The organism is Brachybacterium sp. ACRRE (assembly GCF_022346485.1).
Taxonomy (GTDB): Bacteria; Actinomycetota; Actinomycetes; order Actinomycetales; family Dermabacteraceae; genus Brachybacterium; species Brachybacterium halotolerans.
The window spans coordinates 16,020-33,781 of record NZ_JAKRMO010000011.1 but is presented as its reverse complement, the minus strand read 5'-3'; the positions used below and the strand labels follow the sequence as shown (position 1 = coordinate 33,781).

Genomic DNA, 17,762 nt, shown 5'->3' with positions numbered 1-17,762 from the left:
GTCAGCGGGCGATCGCCTCGAGCTCCTGGCCGGGCGCGACCCGGGGCAGGAACAGCGTCGAGACGGCCTGGGCGGCGCCGAGGACCACGGCGATGATGATCCACGTGCTGGTCAGCGAGGTGGTCGCGGTGAGCATCGCCCACAGCAGACTGCCCAGCATGAAGCCTCCCACGAGCATGCCGCTCATCCAGCTCACGCCGAGCGCGCGCACGCGGGTCGGGTAGACCTCGGCCTGGTAGGTGTAGCCGACGCCCGACCAGGTGCCGTTGGTGGCCTGGAACAGCAGGAAGATCGCGACCAGCAGGACGCTCGAGCGGTCCGAGACCAGGATGATCAGCGCGAGCGGGGCGATCGCCGCCGCCGAGCCGATGAGCACGGAGCGTCGGCCGAAGCGCTCGCCCAGGAGCCCGCCCACCAGGTAGAACACGACGCCGGCGGCGCCGCCGACGAGGAGCAGCGCGGCGACTGCGGAGGACGCCCAGCCCTTCACCTCGGCCATCCAGTAGGCGAGGTAGATGTTCGTGGCGACATAGGACATGCCGTACAGCAGCCAGGTGACCGAGAGGCTCACGGCCGTGCGCCGCACCCCGCCGGCGGCCGAGAACAGCTGGCGGAACGTGCCCTTCTCGAGCTGGGAGACGTCCACGGGCATCACCCGCTGCAGGCGAGCGATCTCCGCGTCGTCCCCGCGGCCGAGCGCTGCGCGCAGAGAGCGGATGTGCAGGTAGCGGGGCGATTCGCGGACCTTCGCGCGGGCGATCGCGACGAGCACGAGCGGCAGCACGCCGAAGAGGAACACGGCCCGCCAACCCAGGCCCGAGACCAGCAGGTACATCCCCGAGGCCATGAACACGCCCACGGTGTACCCGGACTGGACGATCGAGTAGAGCATGCCGCGGCGCCGCGCTGGAACCTGCTCGTTCACGAGCGTCACGGAGACCGCGAGCTCGGCGTTGGCGAAGCCCGAGGCCAGCGCGCGCACCAGCACCAGGCTCCAGAATCCCTGCACGAAGAACGTCAGGCCCGTGAACACGCCGGCCGCGATCAGGCACAGCATCCAGGCGAAGCGTCTGCCGCGGGCGTCCATCACGCGGCCCATCCACAGCGCGATCGCGAACTCCGCGGCGTAGACGAGCATGCCCATCACGCCGAGCGCCGAGGCCGAGATGCCCAGCTCGGAGGTGATGTCCGCGATGGTCAGGTTGAACAGGTTGGTGTCGTAGGCCGCGAGCGCCCAGCCCAGCAGCGCGACGATCACGAGGTAGATCGTGTACCGGCGGCCGGGCTCGGTGTCGAGCGAGCCGGGGCCGACGGCAGGCGGGCCGACGGGGGAGTCGCCCACCGGCGCACGGGAAGCGGTGGCCGGATCGGACTGCGGGATGCGTGAGTCCACGATGACTCCTCGTCGAGTGGGTGTGCGGCGGCGGGCGCGCGGGGCGGGGCCTCGGCGCGGCGGGTTGCGGGGCGCTTCGGGGCCGCAGGGGCGCTGAGGTCGCGGGGCTCCGCGGCTCAGGCCAGACCGTAGACCACAACCGGTTGACCGGTCAATGGTGGGGTGGGGAAGTGCGGAGCGGCGCAGGGGTCAGCGCCCCAGCCGCCGGTACTCCCGCGGAGCCATGCCGCACGCGGCCGTGACGTGGCTGTAGAAGCTGCTGAGCGAGCCGAATCCGCTGGCCGAGGCGATCTCCGCCGTGGTGAGGTCGCTCGTGATCAGCAGGCGCTGCGCCTCGGCGACCCGGCACATGGTGAGGTACTCGCCGATGGTCACGCCCACTGCCTGGCGGAACACCGTCATCGCGTGCGAGGGCGCGAGGTGGACCGCGCTCGCGACGTCGGCCACGGCGAGCTCCTCCGTGAAGCCGTCCATCACCACCTGCGCCATCGTGCGCACGTGCTCCAGGCGCTCGGCGGTCAGGCCGCGCCTCCCGCCGTCCGACGGGCCGGCCGGGGAGGCGTGCTCGGTCTCCGTCTGCAGGATCCGCAGCAGCGCGGCGCGGATCTCGAGCAGGGCGAACTCCTCACGGGTGCGGTCGCCGATCTCCTCGAGCCAGAGGCTCGTCATGCCTGCGAAGCGCGCCACCAGATCGGGTGCCTCGATCACCAGCGGCCGGGCGCGCAGCAGGGCGGCCACCGCATCCTCGGGAAGTCCCCAGCGCATCGCCGTCCCGAGCGGGACGTGCACCCAGCACACGTCACCGGGCCGGGAGTCCACGAGGCCGTGCGGCTGGGTCGCCCAGAACATCGCGATCCGGCCCTCGCGGACGATGAGCGGAGCCCCCGCATGGAGGTACCGCAGCTCCCCGCGCACCACCACGTTGATCTCGATGTCGTTGTGCCGGTGCATCGTCTCCATGACGGGCGGGTCGCCGCGGCGGCACCACAGTCCCTGGTCCGCGGCGACGACCTCGGACCTCGAGCCGGGTGAGCCTGCCATGGCATCACAGTAGGCGTCGCGCGCGGGCCGCACGCCTGCCCGGACGCCCCGGGGGCGTAACGTCGAGGCCCCAACGGGCAGAAGGATCGAGGCGACATCATGCGCAGCAGCGTCATGAGCATCCGCACCATCACCCGCAGCGCCTGCGCGCTCTCGGCGACCGCGCTCCTCGCGCTCGGGGCGGCGAGCTGCGGGAACGGGTCCGACGACGGCTCCGCGGACACGGCGCAGGGCGGCGACTCCGCGGCGAGCGACGGCGGGGGAGCGAGCCAGGAGCCGGCCGACGGCGCCTCCGACGGCGGAGGCGCATCCGACTCCGGCGGGTCCTCCGACGAGTCGTCGGACGACTCCTCGTCCGCGAGCTCCGACTCCTCGACGCCCTCGGACGACTCCTCCGACGGCCCCTCGAGCAAGGGATCCTCGGACAAGGGGTCGTCGGACAAGGGGTCGTCGGACGACGACTCCTCGGTCGCCTCCAAGGGAGCGGGCTCCGGGACCGCCTCCGGCAAGGCCGACGGCGGCGGCAGCAACGACACGGTCTCCGACTGCACCGCCTCGAACCTCGACGTCTCCGTCAGCCGGGGCGACCCCGCGGCCGGGAGCGTCATGTACACCATCTCCTTCACGAACACCGGCGACGACCCCTGCCGCATCGGCGGGTATCCGGGCGTCTCCGCCGTCGGCGGCGGGAACGGCACCCAGCTCGGGAAGGCCGCGCAGCGCGGGCAGGCAGGCAAGGCCGCGGTCCTGATCCCCAACGGCCACGCCGAGGCGTCGCTGAAGGCGGTCGACGTGGGCGACGGCGGCGGTCCCCTCGGCGACGAGTGCAAGGCGACCGATGCCGACGGCTGGCGCATCTACGCGCCGGGCTCGAAGAAGGCGGCGTACGTCGAGCAGGACGGCCTGCACGGCTGCGCGGGCGACGTCGACTGGCTGACCGTCGACGGGGTGCACGGGATGAAGTGACCGGTCCGCCGCGTCGCTGAGCGACGGCGCCCGCGGATCCGGGCCGGCGACCGGGGATCCGGGCCTGCACCTGCGGAAGCGGGCCGACGGCCACGGATCCGGGTCAGCACCGAAGGATCCTGGAAGAACGGCGCACGATCCCGCGAGACCTCCCCCGTGGTGCGTCCATAGCGTGGGCCCATGACCACGAAGACGTTCGTCGCATCCCCCAAGATCACCATCATCGGCGCCGGCGGGTACGTGTTCCCGTTCCGTCTGATCGGCGACATCCTCAGCTTCCCCGCCCTGCGCGACGCGACGCTGTGCCTCATGGACGTGCGGCCCGAGAAGCTCGGCCCCGTCGCCCAGGCCGCCCGCGACCTCGTGGCCCATCACGGCTTCGCCACGCGGATCGACGAGACGACCGACCGGCGCGCGGCCCTCGAGGGCGCCGACGTCGTCGTCATCACCTTCCAGGTGGGCGGGATCCCGTCCTACCGGCACGACGTCGAGATCCCGCGGAAGTACGGCATCGACCAGGCCGTCGGCGACACCGTCGGCCCCGGCGGGGTGTTCCGCTTCCTGCGCTCCGTCTCCGCGTACGCCGAGATCGCGGCGGACGCCCGTGAGGTGTGCCCCGACGCCGCCTTCATCAACTACGCGAACCCCATGGCCATGGCGACCGCGTACCTCAATGCCCAGGGCCTGCGCACCGTGGGGCTCTGCCACAGCGTCCAGGGGACCACGCGGATGCTCGCCCGCACCCTCGAGGTCCCCTACGACGAGGTCTCCTACCGCTGCGCGGGCATCAACCACCAGGCGTGGGTGCTCGAGCTGTTCCGCGGCCAGGAGGACCTCTACCCGCGGCTGCGCGAGGTGATGGCGCAGCGGCACCGGCCCGGCCGCGCCGCCGCCGACCTCGCCGGCGACGACGGCGACCACTCCGAGGCGGCCGAGGCGGCCAGCACCTACGAAGGCGGCAACGAACAGGTGCGCACCTCGATCATGAACACCTTCGGGTACTTCCAGACCGAGTCGAGCCACCACGCCTCGGAATACGTTCCCTACTTCCGCAAGGACCCCGAGACCACGAAGGAGTACATCCCCGAGCGCTGGGACTACTTCGAGATCTGCGCCGCGCACGACGACCAGGGCGACATCGATGCCCAGCTCGAGCGGTTGAAGGCCGAGCTCGCGCCGAGCGTCGAGTACGGCGCGCAGATCGTGAACTCCCTGGTCACGGGAACACCCAGCGTCGTGCACGGGAACGTGCCCAACCGCGGCGCCCTGATCACGAACCTCCCGGCCGACGCCTGCGTCGAGGTGCCCTGCCTCGTCGACGCCCGCGGGGTGCAGCCGACCTCCATCGGCGACCTCCCGCCCCAGCTCGCGGCCCTGAACCGCACCAACGTCAACGTGCAGACCCTCGCCGTGCGCGCCGCGCTGACGGGGGACGTCGAGAACGTGTTCCAGGCCGTGGCGCTCGACCCCCTGACGTCGGCCCAGCTGACGCTCGAGCAGTCGCGCGCGATGACGACCGAGCTGCTCGAGGCGCACCGCGACCTGCTCCCGGTGGAGCTGCGCCCTTCGGCGCAGCCGCGCGGCGCAGAGGGCTGACACCAGCGTGACGCGGGACTGACGCACTTCGTCCCGCGTCCGCCGCCCCGTCGGCCGGTGCTTCTGGGGCATCGGCCGACGGACCCACCCAGCCGTGACTCGAAGGAGAGTGACAGCGTGAGAGCCCCCGACATCGGGCGTCGCCAGATCCTGGCCGTGGCCGGCATCTCGATGACCGGCGCGCTTGCCGCATGCAGCGGCGGTGCCACCGGTGCGACGCACCTGAGATTGAGCTCGTGGAACATCCCCGTCGATCTGGACTCGTATCAGGCGATCGCCGATGAGTTCGTCGCCGACCACCCGGGCACGTCGGTGTCCGTGGAGGTCACCACGGGCTCATTCCACCAATGGTTCATCACCCGCCTGGCGGCGGATCTCGCTCCCGACATCATCAGGATCACCCCGCAGCAGATCGGCAGGTATGCCGCCAACGGCAGTCTCGTCGATCTCACGGGCGCTGTCCCGAAGGACTACCGGAAGGACTGGAGCGACCCGTTCTGGGCCATCGGCCAGCGCGAGAACGGCCTGTTCGGCATCTTCCAGCACACCGACAACTTCATCACGTTCTACGACCGCGAGGTCATGGACACCATCGGCGTCGAGCCTCCGCAGCGCCTCGAGGATGCCTGGACCTGGGAGCAGTTCCTCGAGATCGCCGAGGAGATCAAGAAGGCCACGGGCAGGTACGCCTTCTCCTACGGGTGGAGCGGCGCGGACACCGCCTACCGCTGGATGCCGCTGATCTACCAGAACGGCGGCACCTTCCTCGGGGACGACGGGCTGACGCCCTCGATGGACTCCGATGAAGCGATCGAAGCTCTCGCCTTCGGACGCAGCTGGTACGAGAAGGGGCTCGTCAGCCCGAGCAACATGAGCAAGTCGGGCGGAGGGCACGTCGACCACGACCTGTTCCTGACGGGGCAGGTCGGCATGGCGCTGACGAACCCCGAGGCCATCGCCGCCTTCGACGAGACCATGAAGGGGCAGTGGGGGACGGCCCCCATGATCAGGAACTCGGGGGAGGCCTCCGACCTCGGAGGGAATGCCCTCGCCGTCACCCGGTCCTCGAAGAACCCTGAGCTCGCAGCCGAGCTCGTCGCCTATTTGACCAGCAGGGATGCCATCCAGGAGTTCTGCCACAACGGCAACTGGATCCCCTCCCGGACGTCCCTCGACGCGGAGTCCATCGAGTACGCCGACCACACCGACGTCATGCAGCAGTTCATCGACCAGGGCTCCACGATCCCCCTGTCGATGGTGAAGGCGCAGTCCGGGGAGTTCTTCAGCTCCCTCAACGCGGTCTTCGGCGACTACCTGGATCTGTGCCTGCTCGGCGAGCTCACTCCGCAGGAGACGTCGGCCCAGATGATGGAGGCGATGCTCAGTGTCACGCAGCGCTGAAGCCCTGAACCGGGGAGGGTCCCCGACGTCCCGCCGTGGCGGGCGACTCGTGCCCTATGTGTTCGTCGGACCGGCCGCGATCCTCTTCCTCGCCTTCTCCCTGGTGCCGATCATCATCGCGATCACCCTCAGCTTCCAGGACACCCAGACCCTCGGCGAGGGGAGATGGGTGGGCCTGGACAACTTCGCCCAGCTCGGCTCCGACCGTCTGTTCCGCACGGCCCTGGTGAACACGCTCGTGTTCACCGTGGGCACGGTGCCCACGGCGATGGTGATCGGCCTGGGGCTGGCGATCGCCCTGAACCGGCCCCTGCCCGGACGCTCGGTGCTGCGTGCCATGTTCTTCGTCCCCATGGTCGCTGCCGGCGTGGTCGTCGGCGTGGTCATGTCCTGGATCTTCAACACCGACTACGGCGTCGCCAACAACGCGCTCGAGATGCTCGGCCTCGAGCGCCTGCCGTGGCTCACGTCGCCGAAGATGGCGATGTTGACCCTGATCATCGTGGTGGTCTGGACCCGCATCGGCTTCTGCATGGTCATCTACCTCGGCGCACTGCAATCGATCCCCGCGGAGGTGCGCGAGGCCGCCGCGATCGACGGCGCCGGGCCCTGGGCGAGGTTCCGGGCCATCACCCTGCCGATGCTCACCCCGACCACGTCGATCCTGCTGATCCTCAACGTGGTCTTCTCCCTGCAGGCCTTCGACGTCATCTACGTGATGACCGGCGGCGGGCCCGGATTCTCCACGACAGTGCTGATCCAGTACGTGTTCCGCTCCGCCTTCCAGGACGCCCGCATGGGCTACGCGGCGGCTCTCGGTCTCGTGCTGGTCGCGATCCTGCTGATCTTCACCCTGCTGAGGCAGCGTGCGTCCAAGAGAGCGGAGAGCTTCCTGTGAACACGACGACGATTCCCGGGGCCATCGAACCCACGGAGCGCGGGACGATCCCACGCCCTCGGGCACGATCGAGCGGCCGAGGACGCGTCGGCGGCCGCCGGGTCACGAGCCCGCGCAGCTGGCTGCTGGCGGCCGCGCTGGCCGTGCTCGCCCTCCTGATGGTCTTCCCGCTCTACTGGATGCTGGTCTCGGCGCTCACGCCGGGAGGCCAGTCGCAGAGCTCCGCCTTCTACCTGTGGCCCTCGCACCCGAGTCTGGCCAACTACGCGGAGGTCTTCTCCACCCAGCCCGTCTGGCGATGGATCGAGAACTCGCTCCTGATCGCGGGCGTGACCACAGCGATCTCCGTCGCGGTCTCCCTCGGTGCGGGTTACGCGCTCGCGAAGTTCCGCTTCCGGGGCAAGGGACTGATCTTCGCGGCATTCATGGTCACGATCATGATCCCGATCCAGGTGACGCTGGTGCCGTCGTTCCTGGTGGTGGCCCGGCTCGGGCTCGTCGACTCGCCTCTCGCGGTGATCCTTCCCACCGCGTTCGACGTGGTGGGCATCTTCATCGCCAGGCAGTTCATGCTGAGCGTCCCCGATGCCCTGGTGGAGGCGGCGCGGGTCGATGGCGCGGGGGAGCTGCGGGCGTTCTTCTCCGTCGTGCTGCCCACGTGCGGTCCCCTGATCGGGGTGCTCGTGATCCTCGCCTTCATGGCGCGCTGGAACGACTTCCTGTGGCCGATGGTCGTGCTGCAGGGCAACGAGAACCTGACGATCCCGGTCGCCCTCTCCACGCTGACCAACAATCCCGCCTTCGCCTCTCCCTGGGGTGCGGTGATGGCGGTCGCCTCGATCACCGTGCTGCCGATCCTGGTCGTGTTCCTCGCCTTCCAGAAGCAGTTCGTGCAGGGCATCGCCAGCACGGGGATCAAGTGATCTCGCGACCCGCCCACCGCCAGTTGTGCGGGGCCTCCCGGGGCCGGTAGGCGCCGACGGGGAGGTCGTCGGCCACGCGCATCATCCACAGGGAGAGCCGACGCAGCAGGCGCTCCCGCACCTCGGCGAGCGCGGGGTCGTCGATCAGGTCGTGGACCTCGGCGGGATCCTGCTGCAGGTCGTGGAGGGAGAAGGTTCCGAGGTCGTCGGCGATGAGCTTGTACCGGCCGTCCACGACCATCCGCATCTCGCCGCTCTGGGTGACCGAGTTCAGCTCGTCGAAGGAGCGCCCCTCGTAGGGGAAGTGCAGGGGCGGCCGGTCCCGCTCGCCGTACGAGACGCCCCCGTACCCGTGCTCCGCGTACATCGTGGAGAACTCCTCGGCCGGCACGTCCTCGCCCTCGAGCAGGGGGAGCAGGGACCTGCCCTGCACACCCGGCGGGAACGGAGCCCCGACCAGCTCGCAGAGCGTCGGAAGCACGTCCACGATCGAGACCGGCTCCGCTCGTCGCTGGGCGCTGACGCCGGGGCCGGCGACGCCCAGCGGGATGCGCACCAGCGCCTCGGGCAGGCCCGCGCCCTTGCGCTGCAGGCCGTACTCGCCGACGAGGTCCCCGTGGTCGCTGAGCACGATCACGACGGTCTCCTCCAGCGCGGGTCCCAGACGGTCCAGCAGCCGGCCGATCTGGTCGTCGATGAGCCGCAGCATCCCCAGATAGTTCGCCCGCAGTCGCCTCCATTCGGCGTCGAAGCCGGGACGCTTGTCCTCGATGAGCGCGTGCAGCCAGCGGAACCTCCACCCCACCCGGTCCAGGACCTCGGGACCGACCGTCCGGTCGGGGACCTCGGCGGGGTCGAACATGCTGAAGTACGGCTCGGGCACCTGGTAGGGGTTGTGGGGTTCCGGGAACGAGACCCACAGCAGGAACGGGTCCTCGCCGGTCATCGCGTCGAGATCCCGGATGGCCCCGTCGATGATCCGGGAGGGCAGCTGCACCTCCGGCGCGAAGGGCGCCGGCTCGTGGGCGACCGAGTGGTCCAGCTCGTGCAGCCAGGCGTCGAAGGCCTCCTCCTCGGCGCTGTCCGCGGGGCCTCCCTCGTGCATGAACGGCCCGTGGTAGGCGTCGAAGTCCTCGGGCCGCGCGTGCATGTGGGGCTTGCCCGCGAAGTGCAGCCGATAGCCCTGCCCACGCAGCACGTCCAGCAGGTCCGACGAATAGACGGCGTGCTGGGGCGTGGAGTTCTGGCGCACCCGGTGCGCCGAGGGGAAACGGCCGGTGAGCAGGCTCGTGCGGGCCGGGACGCACGCGGGAGCGCTCGTGTACGCCCTCTCGAAGCGCGTGCCGTCCTCGAGCAGCGCATCCACGCGGGGCATCGAGTCCGGGCCGCCCGCGCCGGCGGTGAAGCCGGTGCGCTGCTGGTCCGTCATCAGGATCAGGATGTTCGGGCGGGCTGGGGATGCGGTCGGTTCGCTGCGCATGTGCCGGGGAGTCCTTCCGGTGCGGCATCGGCGCCGCGCCTCGCCGCAGATGCTACGGGTCGGCCCGTCGTCGGGCACGAGATGCCTCGCACCCGGCGCCGGTACGGATCGATGGCCGTGAGGACGGGCCCCGATCGCACGAGCCCCTGTAGATCAACGACGACGCAGAGACCTGCAGGGGCGTGGCGGCGGCGGGATCACCAGCCCTGCTGGCCGGGCTGCAGCGTGACCTCCTTCAGCTTGAGGTCGTTGGAGAGCGTCTTGGGCTCGTTCTTGAGCTCATCGATCGCGTACTCGTTGACGTCGGACTTCTCGTAGGTGCCCGAGCGCGACACGGTGCCCGAGACCTTGAGCTCCTTCGTCCCCGTCGGCACCTCGGCAGTCACAGCGATCTGCTGGTCCTTGCCGGTCCAGTCGTCGTCTGCCCGGGGCTTGACCTTGAGCGACGAGGCATCGACCTTCACGTCTTTTCCGTCGGCCGTGATCTTCAGATCCTTCACCGAATACTTGACGTCCTCGTCGTAGACGAGCGTGTCCCCGAAGCCGTCCGTCTCCTCCGTGTACTTCGACTTCTCGTCGAAACCGATCTGCAGCTCGAGACGGTCCTTGCCCTCCGATGCCCAGGAGTCCTCCTCGTTCCAGGACGAGATCTCTCCGCTGACGTCGAACTGATAGGACGTCGACGCGCCCTTGTTCTCATCACCGATGAGCTCGTCCTTGGGGGCATTCACGGCGGTGAAGGACTGATCGGTGTACGGGTGCCCGTCGACCAGCTTCTTCTCGGCGAGGGAGACCTTCTGGACGTTGCCGTCGTACTCGATCTGCACCTGGGCGTCTTTGCCGTCGCCGTCGACGGCAACGGCGCTGGAGCCGTCGGACGGGATATCGACCTTCTTGCCGGCCACCACCAGAGTCGCCGCGCTCGTGTTGCCGTTCGGGGCGTCGGGCTTCGAGGTTCGGGACATATCGACGGTCACGATCGACCCGCCTTCGGGCGCGTCCACACGGTCGGCCCCGTCCCCTGCATGGTCGGAGACGCCGAGTGCGCTGAAGGAATAGTCGGCGTCGGGCGTCGAGACCTCCAGGGAGTCTTCGCCGAGCGAGGAGTCCTCACCGGCGGGAACCGAGTCCCCGACCTTCGCCTTCGGCGCTGCGGGTGCGGAGACCTCGAGATCATCCGGAGGGGTCTTGCCCTTGGCGTCGAGCAGTTCGGCCTGCGCATCCGGCTCGACCGTGGAGAAGTCTCCGGCGTCCTCGGCGACGAGCTTGACCTTGTCCTTCTTCGCGGGGGAGCCGACGATCGTCGTCCCCACCCAGCGGTCCTCCTCGTCGCCGAGCATGCGGATCGGCCCGCACGCGACCTCCTCGCCCACCGTGGTCTCGCCCTTGACCTGCACGTAGCAGCGGGCTTCGTCCGGAACGGTCGACGGCGTCTCCTCCTCAGCGACAGCGTCCTGGAAGGAGGATGTCAATGAATCGAGCGACTCGTCGACATCGACGAGCTCGCTTCCCTGGAACGTCCAATCCGACGTCGGATTGCTGCAGCTGGCAAGAGGGCTGATAAGAGCCAAAGCAGCGAGAGCTGTCGCCGATCGTCCGTATCTGGTGCGGATCATTCGATTCCCCTCTATCGCGGCGACGCCGGTGTGTGTCGCCCCCGTGCACTCAGTGTCTTCTAAGGAACGTACCAAGCGCTGTGCAGGTTCCGCACTCCCCGTCGATATTGTGGATTTCGGGGTGGGGTCCCGCGTCTCGCCGACGCGCTTCCCCGCTCCCGCGCCCGCTCGCGACCCCTTGTCCACCATGTGGTCGCCGCGTAGCGTCGGAGGCGTCCACCGTCGAACGAAGGAGATGCACGATGAACGAGACCGTCGACGTCCCGACCCCGGCCGGAGCCGAGCGCACGCGGCCCGAGAACGCCGAGGGCGGCTTCCTCGCCTCCGACGCCCTGGCCAAGAATCTGCAGCGCGTGCTCGTGGAGCTCACGGCCCTCCACCTCGTGGGCAAGCAGGCCCATTGGAACATCGTGGGCCCGAACTTCCGCGACCTGCACCTGAACCTCGACGAGGTCGTGGACATCGCGCGTGAGGCTGCGGACGACGTGGCCGAGCGGATGCGCGCCCTGCACGCCACCCCCGACGACCGCCCCGCGGTTGTCGCCGAGCAGAACTCGCTGCCCGAGTTCCCGCAGGGAGAGGTGCTCACGCATGACGCGATCGACCTCGTGACCTCGGCGATCGAGGCGACCGTGGGCAGCATGCGGTACGTCCACGACGAGGTCGACGAGGCCGATCCGACCTCGGCCGACATCCTCCACGGCATCATCGAGAAGCTCGAGCAGCAGGCCTGGTTCATCAGCGCCGAGACGCGCACGCCGGCCTCCTGACGCCCTCCCGGGCGGCGCCGCGCGGCTCGCATGCGCCGCTCGCGGCCCGCGCGGTCCATCGGTGCCGAGATACTGCCTGCGGAACCGAGATGCCGCGGCACCAAGATGCTGCGGCACCGAGGCGCGGCGGTGCCGAGAGGAAGAGAGCGGGCCGATGGGGCGGATGGGTCGAGGCACGGCGACGGCGGCGCTGGTGCTGCTGATGGCGACGGACTGCGGCGGGCAGGACGCGGAGGCCGACGGCAGGTCGACGTCGTCGGAATCGACGTCGTCCGCCTCGGCGACGTCGGCCGAGGGTGCCGCCGCGGCGCCCTCCGGCCGTCCCTCGTCGGACGGGGCAGCCACCCCGGAGCCGCCTCCCACCAGCGGGGCCTTCGATTACCAGCTCGGCGGCGCCTACATGCCGTCGGCCCCGATCGACGTGGTCGTGCGCGACGCGACCGCCGAACCGCTGAAGGGTGCCTACAGCGTCTGCTACGTCAACGGCTTCCAGACCCAGCCCGGGGATGCCGCGATGTGGAGGGACCACGCCGACCTGCTGCTGCACGACGCGCACGGCGACCTGGTCACCGATCCCGACTGGGACGACGAGTACATCCTCGACCCCTCCACTGCGGCGCAGCGCGAGGACATCCTCGAGATCCTCTCTCCGGTCATCACGGGCTGCGCCGAGGCCGGGTACGACGCCGTCGAGATCGACAATCTCGACACCTTCGACCGCTTCGACCGGATCGACGAGCACGGCGCGATGGTCCTGGCCGGGTCCTATGTGGATCTCGCCCACGAGTCCGGGCTCGCGATCGCCCAGAAGAACGCCGCCGAGATCACGGCGACGGCGCACGAGGGCCTCGGCTTCGACTTCGCCGTCGCCGAGGAATGCGGCACCTACGACGAATGCGCCGCGTACACGAGCGTCTATGGCGCCCATGTCCTGCAGATCGAATACTCCGACAGCCTCGAGGACGCTGGGATGACCTTCGCTGACGTCTGCGCGCTCCCGGACCGCGCGCCGCTGACGATCCTGCGGGACCGCGACCTCGTCGCCCAGGGCGTCGCGGGATACCGCTTCGAATCCTGCTGATACCGGCGCTGCGACCTGCGCGCGTCCGACCGTGGGCTGAGGGGGAGATCCGCGCACGGTGGCAGTGCCCAGGGACCCCAGCATGACGCGAACGCGCTGGTGGGAGCGAGAGTCTCGAGGGCATGCACACCACCGCGTCCCCTCGTCCCCGTCCAGCGCCGGTCAGCCACGACACCGTGGCCGGCCCCTCTCCTTCCGATGTCGCCACCCGCCCTGCCCGCCTCGAGGCGCTCGATCTCGCGCGGCTCGTCGCGATCGTCGGCATGATGACCGCCCATCTGCTGGTGCCCCTGGGTGCCGCGCCCGGTGGCTCTGCCTGGCAGAACGCGGCGGCCCGGATCGCGAGCGTCCTCACCGAGGGCACGTCCGCGGCGCTGTTCGCCGTGATCGGCGGCTGCAGCCTCGTGCTCGCGTCCCGGAAGCGGCTCGCGGCCGGCGACCGCGCCGGAGCCGTGCGCAGCGGCATCGTCCGCGGCGCGGTCGTGCTCGCGATCGGCCTGCTGCTCGGCTTCGTGCCCACGTGGGTGGTGGTCGTCCTCGTGCCCTTCGGCCTGGGCATGATGATCACCGCGCCCCTGCTGCTGTGCTCGAGCCGCGTGCTGGCGGCGATCGCGCTCGTCCTCACCGCCGTCGGCGGCTGGCTGAACGCGACCGTCCGCTTGGACCTCGGCATCGTCCAGGAGATCGGGAACGTGACTCCGCTGGACGTGCTCGAGCCCGTCACGCTCCTGCGCGGGCTCGCGCTCACCGGCATGTACCCGCTGATCACGTGGCTGCCGTACCTGCTGCTGGGCGTCGTCCTCATGCGTTCCCTGCTCGGCGCGATCGAGGCGGGACGCGTGCGTCGCTGGTCCCTCACGGCGCTCGGCATCGGCGCCGGCACGGCGGTGCTCGCCTACGGCACCTCGGCCGCGGTGAAGTCGTGGGCGCTTGCGCAGGGCGAGGACAGGATGCTCCTGGACCTCCACGGTTTCGGCTCGCCGCTCCGTCCCGACCTCTGGATGCAGGCCCTGGCGACCCCGCACACCGGCACGATCGCCGACATCGTCGCGACCGCGGGCGTCTCCGTCGCCGTGATCGCCCTGCTCGCGCTCGTCATCGCGCCGACCCGTCACCTCGCGGGCGCGCTGCCGCGGGCACTCCGTGCGGCCGGCGCCGCGCCGCTCACGATCTACACGATCCACGTGCTGCTCACCGGCATCTCGATGATCGCCGCGCTGGTCCTCGCCGGGCCCGGAGCCTTCGAGAGCGCTCCGTGGTTCATCGCGGGGGTCTGGATCCTGCTCGCGCACCTCGCCGTCGTCGTGCTGGTCGGCCTCGTGCTCAAGGCCCGCGGCTCCCGCGGACCGCTCGAGGCGCTGGTCAGCAGGATCGCGGGACGTGCCGGCGGAAAGGTGCGCGGCAATGTTCAGAAACAATCCTGAAATATCCCAGGTTCCTCGTAGTCTTCCCTCATCTGCGGGGCGCATGGGCGCCAGCACTGAGTCCGGGAGACGAAGCCGTGCGTATTCAGGGCGGAGCGAGACCCGTTGTCGGATCGCGGCCATCACGGGGACCGACATGGGCGGTCCGGTTGTTGGCAGTCGGCGCCGTCGCCGCAGTCGGGATCACCGGGGCGGTCGCAGCCTTCGGGGACGACGACACCCGCGGTGAGGTCGTGCGGGTGATCGACGGCGACACGCTGGTCGCCCGCATCGACGGGGACGATGTCCGAGTGCGCCTGCTGAACGTGGACACCCCGGAGACGAAGGATCCCGACGAGCCGGTGCAGTGCATGGGACCGGAAGCGAGCGCGTTCCTCGAGAAGAGGCTCCCAGCCGGCACCGAGATCGAGCTGGAGTACGACCAGGAGCGCACGGATCGGTACGATCGCACGCTTGCGGCGGTGTTCGAGTCGGGCTCTCTGGTGAATGCAGAGATCGCAGCAGAGGGCCTCGGCCTGCCCGTGCTCTTCGAGCCCAATGATCGCTTCCTCGGCGAGGTCACTCGTGCATCCGAAGCGGCGGAGCGCGAGCAGAAGGGGCTCTTCGCCCCGTCGGTCGAATGCACCCTCCCGGCAAAGGCGCAGCAGGTCACGGAGGCCGTCGACGGCGTGCCCGCGCAGGTGGACGGCGACCCGGCCGAGGCGCTCGGGCACGCGGAGGACGCCGTCGCCGATGCTGACGCGTTCGTCGTCGCGCTCGATGCCCGCAATTTCTCGGACCTCGGGAACGTCGTCTTCGCGACGAGCACCATGACCCCCTACATCGACTCCCTGCGCGAGAGGGCGACGGAGCAGCGCGACTCCGCGAAGCAGAAGCGATCCGACCTCAAGAAGGCCAAGACCACCTTCGACGACAGGCAGACACAGGAAAGCCACGAGAAGGAGCACGCCGAGAGCGAGGCACAGGAGGAGAAGACACGCCAGGCGCGCGCATCGGAGAGTGCGGAGCAGAAGTCGAGGTCATCGCAGCAGGAGCGCACGACGAAGAAGAAAGCCACGGGGACGTCGAGCCCCTCGAAGCCCTCGAGCTCCTCGAAGAGATCGCCGTCGAACCCGTCTTCCGCTCCGAAGACGCCATCCTCGTCCAAGCAGTCGTCGCCCTCGAGCGGCGACGAGGCCGCCGGCTCCTCCCGTACGAAGAGCCGCAGTGGATCCACCAGCAGCGGGAGCAGCTCGAGCTCATCGCGCAGCACAGGGAGCTCGAAATCGTCGTCCTCGAAGGGCTCGAAGGGCTCGAAGAGCTCCGGCGGGACGAAGAGCGGGCCGAAGAGTTCGAGTTCGAAGGGCCGGTCGGGCCCGTCGAGCGGCTCGAAGCGGAGCTCGGGGTCGTCCTCCTCGGGATCGAGCTGCGCGCCGTACGGCCCGGAGATCCCGTATTCGAACCCGGGCGGCTACACCGGCAAGCGATACGGCATGCCCGGAGGCAAGACCTTCCGCAAGTGCAGGTGACGCGCCTGGACTGCGAGGGATCAGGCGTCGAGTGCGCGCCCGCCCGCGCCCCTCACGCCCCCGCGGCCATGCCCGCGAGCGCGAGCGGGAGCAGCGAGCTGACCAGGTTGTTGGTGCCGTGCAGGACCACGCCCGGCCAGATCGAGCCGGTGCGGCGGAACAGCAGGGCGGCGAACAGGCCGACCATGAAGGCCGAGGGCAGCACCGTGTTGATGCCGTGGAACAGGGCGAAGGCGATCGCGCTCGCGAGCACGCCGATCCATGCCCCGTACCGGCTGAGCAGGGCGTTCGCGACCACCCCGCGGAACAGCGACTCCTCGCCGATCGGCGTGATGATCGACCCGCCCACGAGCGTGAGCACCAGGGACAGCGCGCCGCCCGTCGAGGCCGCCTGGTAGCTGGACTGGGGGGACTGCATGTCGCCGGAGAGCGTCACGTAGACGACGGTGAGCGCGGTGCCGATGATCGCCGCGAGCACGCCGAGCCCCGCCCCGGCGAGCAGCTGCCGGCCGCTCGCGCGTCGGAACCCGAAGGCCGCGGCCGAGCGGATGCGGATCGCCCAGGCGGCGCCGAAGGCGATCAGCCCCATCACGCCGGAGACGAACAGGCCGATGATCCCGCCCAGGGCGCCGCCGCCCGCGAGCGGCAGCAGCAGGAAGACGAGTCCGAAGCAGATCACGTAGGCGACGAGGCCCACGAGGATCTCCGGCCAGCCCGGGGTCGACGGGCGCGCGGTCGGTGAGGCGGTCGGGGGAGCGGTCGATGCGGGAGCGGTGCGTCGGTCGGTCATCGTGGTCCTCCTTCGTCGGCCCTGGTGAGCGGACCGGTCGGTGACGAGAGCACCAGACAAGACCGTGTGGTCACCACAGGGTCAAGGGGTCTGTCCCTCTGCGAGTCTCTCGACGCGCGCGATGACGTCGATCTGGGCGTCGTTGTAGATCTCGTGCAGGGCATCGCGCAGCGCGTTCCGCGTCTCCGACCTGCTCTTCTGGTACTGGGGCGCAGGGTCCCGCAGCCACGGGTGCGCCTCGAGCTGGACCCGCAGCCGGGGCAGCAGCTCCTCGGCGAGCCGCTGGCGGGAGGTCTCGTCGGCGTCGGCGGGCAGCTCGTCGAAGCGTCGCGACGTCTCGTCGGCCGCCTCGACCATCGAGCGCACGTCGGCCAGGGCCTCGGGACGGTACAGCTCGGCGTAGATCTGGATCAGCGATCGATCGGCCTCGCTCATGCCGGCGCTCACCGACTCGAAGCCCGGCGGCGTATGGGCGGGCGCGCCTCCGGCGAGCAGTGCCGCGATCTGGGTGCGCGCCTCCTCGAGCTGGGAGATGCGCGACTGCAGCTCCTCGTCGAGCTCGCGCAGGGTCGCGGAGACGGAGTTCGGGTCGTCCCCTCCCGCCTCGCCGTCGCTCGCCGCCTGGCCGTCGGCCGGCGCGAGGTCCTCGATGCTGTCGATCCGCGCGAGCGGGACGCCGAGGTCGGCGAGCCGACGGATCCGCAGCAGGCGCACCAGGTGGGGGACCGTGTACTGCTTGTAGCCGTTGCTGCGGCGCTCGGGTTCGGGCAGAAGACCCGACTGGTGGTAGTGGCGCACCGTGTTCACGGTGGTGCCGGCGAGGTCGGCGAGCTGGCGCGTGCTCCAGGGCATGGGGGTCCGTTCCACGGGGCGCG

15 protein-coding genes are annotated in these 17,762 nt (G+C 70.1%); 9 read left to right on the top strand and 6 right to left on the bottom strand.

What is annotated here, in order from left to right; all coding sequences use genetic code 11:
* Position 1: 1 nt before the first annotated feature.
* Positions 2 to 1,393 carry an MFS transporter gene (locus tag MHY49_RS05060; RefSeq protein WP_239202994.1) on the bottom strand — a complete coding sequence of 464 codons (1,392 nt, stop codon included), beginning with the start codon at positions 1,391 to 1,393 and terminating at the stop codon, positions 2 to 4.
* Between the two features lie 189 nt (positions 1,394 to 1,582).
* A complete protein-coding gene (locus MHY49_RS05055) occupies positions 1,583 to 2,434 on the bottom strand; it encodes a helix-turn-helix domain-containing protein (RefSeq protein WP_239202993.1) in 852 nt (283 codons plus the stop codon).
* A 99-nt stretch (positions 2,435 to 2,533) separates the two neighbouring features.
* Between MHY49_RS05055 and MHY49_RS05050 the strand changes: the two genes are divergently transcribed.
* The 5 genes from MHY49_RS05050 to MHY49_RS05030 all read left to right on the top strand — a co-directional run bounded on the left by MHY49_RS05050 (position 2,534) and on the right by MHY49_RS05030 (position 8,218).
* Positions 2,534 to 3,400, top strand: coding sequence for a DUF4232 domain-containing protein (locus MHY49_RS05050; protein WP_239202992.1), 867 nt, complete (start codon positions 2,534 to 2,536; stop codon positions 3,398 to 3,400).
* Positions 3,401 to 3,580: 180 nt separating this feature from the next.
* A complete protein-coding gene (gene melA, locus MHY49_RS05045) occupies positions 3,581 to 4,996 on the top strand; it encodes an alpha-galactosidase (protein ID WP_239202991.1) in 1,416 nt (471 codons plus the stop codon).
* Between the two features lie 117 nt (positions 4,997 to 5,113).
* Positions 5,114 to 6,397 (top strand): sugar ABC transporter substrate-binding protein, encoded by a 1,284-nt coding sequence (locus MHY49_RS05040; RefSeq protein ID WP_239202990.1) that lies wholly within the window; start codon positions 5,114 to 5,116, stop codon positions 6,395 to 6,397.
* A 49-nt stretch (positions 6,398 to 6,446) separates the two neighbouring features.
* Complete coding sequence (locus tag MHY49_RS05035) at positions 6,447 to 7,295, top strand: carbohydrate ABC transporter permease (protein WP_239202989.1); 849 nt, start codon at positions 6,447 to 6,449, stop codon at positions 7,293 to 7,295.
* Positions 7,292 to 8,218, top strand: coding sequence for a carbohydrate ABC transporter permease (locus MHY49_RS05030; RefSeq protein ID WP_239202988.1), 927 nt, complete (start codon positions 7,292 to 7,294; stop codon positions 8,216 to 8,218). Before MHY49_RS05035 ends, MHY49_RS05030 begins: the two co-directional genes overlap by 4 nt.
* On the opposite strand, the gene MHY49_RS05025 is transcribed toward MHY49_RS05030, so the two are convergent.
* Together MHY49_RS05025 and MHY49_RS05020 are read right to left on the bottom strand one after the other, a co-directional pair.
* Positions 8,211 to 9,698: a sulfatase-like hydrolase/transferase gene (locus MHY49_RS05025; protein WP_304502667.1), complete on the bottom strand. Its 1,488-nt coding sequence runs from the start codon at positions 9,696 to 9,698 to the stop codon at positions 8,211 to 8,213. The genes MHY49_RS05030 and MHY49_RS05025 overlap by 8 nt on opposite strands.
* A gap of 197 nt (positions 9,699 to 9,895) precedes the next feature.
* Positions 9,896 to 11,170: a hypothetical protein gene (locus MHY49_RS05020; protein ID WP_239202986.1), complete on the bottom strand. Its 1,275-nt coding sequence runs from the start codon at positions 11,168 to 11,170 to the stop codon at positions 9,896 to 9,898.
* A gap of 386 nt (positions 11,171 to 11,556) precedes the next feature.
* Here MHY49_RS05020 and MHY49_RS05015 point away from each other — a divergent pair, with 386 nt between their 5' ends.
* The 4 genes from MHY49_RS05015 to MHY49_RS05000 all read left to right on the top strand — a co-directional run bounded on the left by MHY49_RS05015 (position 11,557) and on the right by MHY49_RS05000 (position 16,097).
* Complete coding sequence (locus MHY49_RS05015; protein WP_239202985.1) at positions 11,557 to 12,084, top strand: Dps family protein; 528 nt, start codon at positions 11,557 to 11,559, stop codon at positions 12,082 to 12,084.
* A gap of 163 nt (positions 12,085 to 12,247) precedes the next feature.
* Complete coding sequence (locus MHY49_RS05010; RefSeq protein ID WP_239202984.1) at positions 12,248 to 13,165, top strand: endo alpha-1,4 polygalactosaminidase; 918 nt, start codon at positions 12,248 to 12,250, stop codon at positions 13,163 to 13,165.
* Positions 13,166 to 13,287: 122 nt separating this feature from the next.
* Positions 13,288 to 14,589, top strand: coding sequence for a heparan-alpha-glucosaminide N-acetyltransferase domain-containing protein (locus tag MHY49_RS05005; protein WP_239202983.1), 1,302 nt, complete (start codon positions 13,288 to 13,290; stop codon positions 14,587 to 14,589).
* 152 nt (positions 14,590 to 14,741) lie between these two features.
* A complete protein-coding gene (locus MHY49_RS05000) occupies positions 14,742 to 16,097 on the top strand; it encodes a thermonuclease family protein (RefSeq protein WP_239202982.1) in 1,356 nt (451 codons plus the stop codon).
* Positions 16,098 to 16,149: 52 nt separating this feature from the next.
* On the opposite strand, the gene MHY49_RS04995 is transcribed toward MHY49_RS05000, so the two are convergent.
* A complete protein-coding gene (locus MHY49_RS04995; RefSeq protein WP_239202981.1) occupies positions 16,150 to 16,887 on the bottom strand; it encodes a CPBP family intramembrane glutamic endopeptidase in 738 nt (245 codons plus the stop codon).
* 81 nt (positions 16,888 to 16,968) lie between these two features.
* Positions 16,969 to 17,739, bottom strand: a complete 771-nt coding sequence (locus MHY49_RS04990) for a MerR family transcriptional regulator (RefSeq protein ID WP_239202980.1) — start codon at positions 17,737 to 17,739, stop codon at positions 16,969 to 16,971.
* Positions 17,740 to 17,762 lie beyond the last annotated feature (23 nt).

Bases quoted from the DNA above. Each gene is read 5' to 3' on its own strand.
- melA (WP_239202991.1), top strand. From the start codon at position 3,581: ATGACCACGAAGACGTTCGTCGCATCCCCCAAGATCACCATCATCGGC.
- MHY49_RS05010 (WP_239202984.1), top strand. From the start codon at position 12,248: ATGGGTCGAGGCACGGCGACGGCGGCGCTGGTGCTGCTGATGGCGACG.
- MHY49_RS05050 (WP_239202992.1), top strand. From the start codon at position 2,534: ATGCGCAGCAGCGTCATGAGCATCCGCACCATCACCCGCAGCGCCTGC.
- MHY49_RS05025 (WP_304502667.1), bottom strand. From the start codon at position 9,698: ATGCGCAGCGAACCGACCGCATCCCCAGCCCGCCCGAACATCCTGATC.
- MHY49_RS05005 (WP_239202983.1), top strand. From the start codon at position 13,288: ATGCACACCACCGCGTCCCCTCGTCCCCGTCCAGCGCCGGTCAGCCAC.
- MHY49_RS04990 (WP_239202980.1), bottom strand. From the start codon at position 17,739: ATGCCCTGGAGCACGCGCCAGCTCGCCGACCTCGCCGGCACCACCGTG.
- MHY49_RS05015 (WP_239202985.1), top strand. From the start codon at position 11,557: ATGAACGAGACCGTCGACGTCCCGACCCCGGCCGGAGCCGAGCGCACG.
- MHY49_RS04995 (WP_239202981.1), bottom strand. From the start codon at position 16,887: ATGACCGACCGACGCACCGCTCCCGCATCGACCGCTCCCCCGACCGCC.
- MHY49_RS05055 (WP_239202993.1), bottom strand. From the start codon at position 2,434: ATGGCAGGCTCACCCGGCTCGAGGTCCGAGGTCGTCGCCGCGGACCAG.